At 47.0% G+C, this 5,139-nt stretch carries 2 protein-coding genes; both read right to left on the bottom strand.

The annotated features are described in order from the left end of the window. Nucleotides 1–102: 102 nt before the first annotated feature. Nucleotides 103–297 carry a hypothetical protein gene (locus tag OXG87_16325; GenBank protein ID MCY3871117.1) on the bottom strand — a complete coding sequence of 65 codons (195 nt, stop codon included), beginning with the start codon at nucleotides 295–297 and terminating at the stop codon, nucleotides 103–105. 299 nt (nucleotides 298–596) lie between these two features. Further along, nucleotides 597–5,123, bottom strand: coding sequence for a sigma 54-interacting transcriptional regulator (locus OXG87_16320; GenBank protein MCY3871116.1), 4,527 nt, complete (start codon nucleotides 5,121–5,123; stop codon nucleotides 597–599). Nucleotides 5,124–5,139 lie beyond the last annotated feature (16 nt).

Genomic DNA, 5,139 nt, shown 5'->3' with positions numbered 1-5,139 from the left:
TCTCAACCTGATAGACAACAGGCTGTTTGTGCTCTTCAGTTTGAAAAAGATGCATTTCGCATTTCTGAATGCACAGCATAGACGCACTCCTCAGAGACGAAATCACTTATCCTGACCGTCGGCCTGATCAAAATCGTCCCAATCGTCATCGTCGTTTGGAAAGGGCAGGGGAGGAACAGCTACCCAACCAGGTTCACAGCCGCCAACTTTAAGACTATCCGCGGACCGAAGTATTTGAATATCACCCTCTGTATCTATCGTTCCATTGATCAAGGTCAACTTGCGTGGCGTTGCCATGGTATCCTCCTTATTGAGAATCTAAATGCTATCTACTCGCCATATTGCAAAATTCGTGCCACAAATCGTTCTATCAAAAAAAAAGCACTTGAAAAACTCTCAAGTGCTTAAAAAAACAAGGAAATAAAATTTAAGAATTACGTGTGTTGTAAATGCGACATTCAGATACAAATGTATATAACAGGATACACTAACAAACGTTTAAAAAACAAAATACTCATAACTATTTGATTTATATAGACATTAATAATGTAAACAATAGGACATACTGTATATATAAGGATACACTGATTTCCCATCTATCTCAGTCCCAGACGATTGATCTTTTTATGCAAGCCTACGCGCGTCATCCGCAATTCTCTGGCAGTATGTGTAATATTACCCTTGCATTTCTCGAGTGCGGCTCGAATCAACCGTCTCTCATACTCCTGGACATGGTCTTGTAAACGTCCCTGGAATTCGACAGGAATATCTGACACTGTATGCCCAATGGATTCTGAAAACAAATCGGGCGTAATATCCCCCTCTTCTTCTGCCAATGCAACCGCACGCCGAATCTCATTCTCCAACTCGCGTACATTGCCGGGCCAGTCGTAACTTGTGAGTGCCCTGATTGCACCCACTGTCAGCCCTCCAACCGACTTGTTTGCATCTTCTTTTGCACGAATGAGCAGATGTTCAGCCAATAATGGCACATCTTCGAGGTATTCCCGCAAAGGCGGCATATCGATCTGAATCACATGCAAGCGGTAATACAAATCTTCGCGAAAAGAGCCATTCTCTACTTCCTCTTTTAAATCTCGATTGGTCGCCGCAATAATGCGGACATCCACTTCACGATCCTCTGTTTCTCCCACGCGCCGAATCTCCCCTTCTTGCAACACCCGCAACAAACTCCTTTGCAACTGCGGCGGGGCATCGGCGATTTCATCCAAAAAAACCGTACCGCCATCAGCCGCCTCAAAAATCCCCATGTGATCTTCAGTCGCGCCAGTAAACGCGCCTTTTTTGTGCCCAAACAACTCACTCTGCAACAGCTCTGGTGATAGGGTGGCACAATTTTGCGACAAAAATCGCTGGTCTTTGCGTCTGCTATTGTAGTGTATGGCACGCGCAGCCAATTCTTTGCCCGTACCAGTCTCGCCCTGCACAAGCACGGGAATATCACTCTTTGCAGCGCGTTCTATAAACCGGTAGATCGCCTGCATCGCATCACTTTGTCCGAACATATCGCCAAGCTGATACCGCCTTTCGACCTCCTGCTGCAAATATTGTGCTTTCTCTTCCAGTTGTTCGTACATCCTCGCATTGACCAGTGCTACACCTACCAGATTAGCAAATGCCTGTAAAAACGTCTGATCTGCTTCAGAAAATGCGTTGCTAATGCCGCGATGATCCACATATAGCGCCCCCATCACACCCTCGTTCAGATGGAATACGGGCACAGATAATACAGACCGGATATGGTAGTCTATCACGCTCTGATAACGATTTAACCTTTCGTCTGACTGTGCATCAATGCTCAAAACGGGTTCATTTGTTTCAATAACGCGGCGAATAATACCCCGACTCAATTCTTCTGCATCATCTGCTTCTACATTGTAGTAGCGCACGGCATCAACCACAAAGCCTTTTGGGGTCTCATTTTTAATCGCAACAAGCACGCGCTCTGCTGAATAAACAGCCAACAAATTACCCAAAATCCGGTCCAATAGTACTTTGACATCGCGCTCTGTTGTCAATTCTCGGCTCACATCGTAGAGCAAGTGCCAGCGATCAACAGATAAAATCTCAGAACCGGGTGCAACATCATCGCCGCGAGAAGATTCACGCAATTGATTTAATAACACCTGCGTTTTCTCCAAAAAATAAGACATCTCCATCTCTTCAAACGCCTGTTTTGCTGCTTCGAGATATGCCTTAGCTCTTGCCATATCATCGCGCTCGAGATAAAACTCCCCAGCCATCAGCAATGCACGCGCCCAGTGGTCGCCTTTGGATTCTCGTCGGCATTCAACAGCCTGATCAAAAGCCTCTTCAGCTTCAGCTATCCGCCCTGCCTGGGCGAAAGCTGTACCAACCCCACAATACACCAGGGGCAATACGCCCGTGAACATCCCCGATGTTTGTTGCGTACCTTCACTGGCTCTTTCTGCCCATTCAAGTGCTACTTCTGTATCTCTCATTTTCGCAGCAGCCGTTGCCGCAATCGCATAAGCGCGATAGACATAATCTCTTCTCGGTGTTTGCAAAAATCGATCTGCCGAGGTCTCGGCATATTCCAATGCTTCTGAAAAAGCACCTCGTTCCAGTGCCAATTCTCCCAGATAGAGAAAATTCATTGCCTCCCAGTACACAAATCCTCGCTTCCGCCACTCACCAATGACTTCGTTGCAAACGGTTTCCGCACGACTGAAATCACCCAGATAAAAATAAATTCTTTGAAGTAAATTGAGTACCCAAATCTGATGGTGTCCAAGCCCAAGTTGCTGAGATGTTTTTACAGCCGCTTCAAGGTGTTCTTTGGCTATCCCAAATCGAAATCCCATTAATGCAACTAGACCTTTTCGCCTTTGTATAAAAACTTCATTTTGTGGGTCCTTCAGCATATGACGTTTTTCTATTTCCCGACGCATATACGCAATCGCTTCTTCGTGCCGTCCGGACACATCGCACAAATAAGCCAACCCTCCCAAAGCCTGAATTTCTCCGTCACGATCACCGAGTTCACAATAAAGTTGCAATGCCTCCAGCATATATTCTTCTGCAACTTCTCCATGTTGAAGTACACTGTGAATAATACCTACATGAGTCAAAATGCGCGCCTTCAAATCTCTCCGATCATCGGGCAATAACGCCTTTGCCTCGTCTAAAAGTTTCAGTGCCCTATTATACCGACCACAATTGCGCAGCACATCTGCATAATCGCATAAAAAGTCAATCTCATCTGCCTGCGATTCAAAAGCGTCATCCGTCTGTTGCACAGCCTCAAACTGTCTCAATGCCTGGCGATAAGCGTGTTTTGCCAATGCTTTTTTGCCCGATAGGCGCATGTATTTCAAAGCCTTATTTTGTTCTCCCGCCGCCATAAAATGATCCGCCAATTCTTCCGTCAATTCTTCAGCATCATCCATCTCTTCCAGAGCATTACCTATTTCACGATGTAACAACCGCCGCCGCACATCTTGCATGCGGTCGTAAATTGCCCGCCGATACAAACCCTGTGCAAAGCGATACCGCTCTTCATCGCCATAAGTAATTAACAGCCCTTCTGCAATCAAGTCGTCCAGCACATCTAATAGCTCCAACTCATCACCGAGCCAGATAGAAGCCAATAACTCAAAAGAAAAATCATTGAGAAAAACACACGCGTATTCCATTACCTGACGTTGCACCGCAGGAAGGGTAGCTATGCGCCTGTATAAAACCTCTGAAATATCATCGGATAACAGGGTTTCGGGAAATTCTCCCCACTGCCAATCGCCGTACACATTCTGCCGAACCACCTCGGCATTCACCAATGACCTCACAGCCTCCACGACAAACAGGGGTTGTCCACCTGTTTCTCTGAATAGGGTTTGCAATGCATCCGGCGGTATGGATCGCTCCCCGAACATCGACGCCGCTAAATATCCCGACGCTTCTTGTGATAGATTCTTCAACTGAATATGAGTCGCCCCAGAAAACTCATTGCCGTGTATAAAATTCTCAACTTCGTTTGGAATGGATTTCCTGTTGGACCCTTGACAGGTCAGACATAACAAAAACGGACAGGGTTCTGGATCGCGCAACATATACTGCAAAAATTCCAATGACAATTCATCAAGCCACTGAATATCTTCCAAACACAACACAATGGGCTGTTTCTGCCGCAGACGCTTTAATAACTGCAACCAGCGCTCCATAACAGAAAACTTGTCCGTCTCTAATGAATCGGGCACTCTCCCCACCAAATCCGTCGTCTTTACCCGCTGAAAAGCATCGATCAACGCACCGTATAGTTGTCCACCCTCTTCTCGTCCTGCGCCCTTCAAACACAGAAAATCGTGGATCAAAGCATCACCCAACAATTCTTCTGCCAGCCTCGATTTGCCTACCCCTGCCTCACCCGAGATCAAAACCACGCGCTGCTCGCCAGCCTGTACATCCCGCAACATCGCGCGCAACATCTTCATCTCGGATTCGCGTCCGACAAATTGCGGACGCATCACTTTTCTATGCACATCGCGCTGCTCATCATCGGGTAGCACAAACCCCGATGATGCCACATCATTTAACGCCTGCACCACCTCCTCTGCCGACTGATAACGATCAACAGGCTCCTTTGCCAGCAACTTCAGCACAATTTGCTGTGTCTGGTCAGGGGCTTCAACCATTGGTGGCGGTGACTCTCGAATATGCTTCAAAATAACGGACACCGGATTTTGTCCAGAAAAGGGCGGCGCGCCCAAGAGCATCTCGTATAAAATCACGCCCAATGAGTACAGATCTGACCGGTGATCCACCCATAATCCCTTGCCTTGCTCTGGCGACATATATTCTGCCGTACCAATCGTCGCGCCCGTCTGTGTAATGGAAACGCTGTGCAGATGCCTGAATTTCGCCAACCCCAGATCCAGAATCGTAATCTCAATCCCCTCTTCGGTTTCCAAAACCATAATATTGGAGGGTTTGAGATCCCGATGCACTGCACCCTGCGCGTGGATGTACGCCAAACCCTCGACAATTTGTTGCATCAAAACAAAAAAGTACGCAGCCCGGAATTGTCCCAACAATGCACGGTCGGCAATTATTTTTTCCAACGTCTTCCCGGGCAAATATTCCATTGTAAAATAGGGGCGC

This window comes from Gemmatimonadota bacterium (assembly GCA_026706845.1).
GTDB lineage: Bacteria > Latescibacterota > UBA2968 > UBA2968 > UBA2968 > VXRD01.
The sequence above is the reverse complement of the archived record's forward strand: the minus strand, read 5'-3'. Positions and strand labels throughout refer to the sequence as shown.